This is a genomic window from Micromonospora sp. DT63 (genome assembly GCF_049841615.1).
Classification (GTDB): domain Bacteria; phylum Actinomycetota; class Actinomycetes; order Mycobacteriales; family Micromonosporaceae; genus Micromonospora.
This window is the reverse complement of sequence record NZ_JBNCKQ010000005.1, coordinates 1-577: the sequence shown is the minus strand read 5'-3', so window position 1 is coordinate 577 and position 577 is coordinate 1. Positions and strand designations below refer to the sequence as shown.

Below are 577 nucleotides of genomic sequence, written 5' to 3'. Positions count from 1 at the left end.
TACCCGCGGGTGGTGGTGGATGTCCGTTTCCCGGTGGGCGGTCTGTCAGGTCATGGCGTGGGGTGTCCTGTGGTCGGTGGCACTCTGGCGGCGGAATCGGTGACCCGCCGGGGTCGTTATACCTGGCATGCCGCCGCGACCTTCGAGCTAGCGGCGCACCGCAGCCGCCGGGAACACCCACCCGGCCGCCACGGTTACACCCCCCGCACCGCCAAGCACCACCGCAAGTCCGTGTGACAGCCCCCGGGAACACCCGCCCGGCCGCCACGGTTACACCCGCGCACCGCCAAGCACCAGCGCAGGTCCGTGTGACAGCCCGCCGGGAACACCCGCCCGGCCGGCACGGTTACACCCCCCGCACCGCCAAGCACCAACCGAACACCCCCGGGCAAGCCGCGTTGTGGAATGCCTCGCCGGCCCGGGTCGTTGCACCACCTCCGGGACACCCCCGCGCAGGCCCCCGGGGCCGCCAGGCCACGTCCCCCCGTGAACTTTCCCGCCCCGACACACGCACCCCCGTTCGTGTCGGCGCGTATCCCCCGATGCAGAGGAGCACGCCATCATGCGTACCGATCTG

At 72.1% G+C, this 577-nt stretch carries 1 protein-coding gene; it reads left to right on the top strand.

Translation table 11 applies throughout. The annotated features are described in order from the left end of the window. On the top strand, positions 1–237 hold a 237-nt coding region (locus ACLQ27_RS19025), incomplete at its 5' end, for a hypothetical protein (RefSeq protein ID WP_425867895.1). Between the last annotated feature and the right edge of the window lie 340 nt (positions 238–577).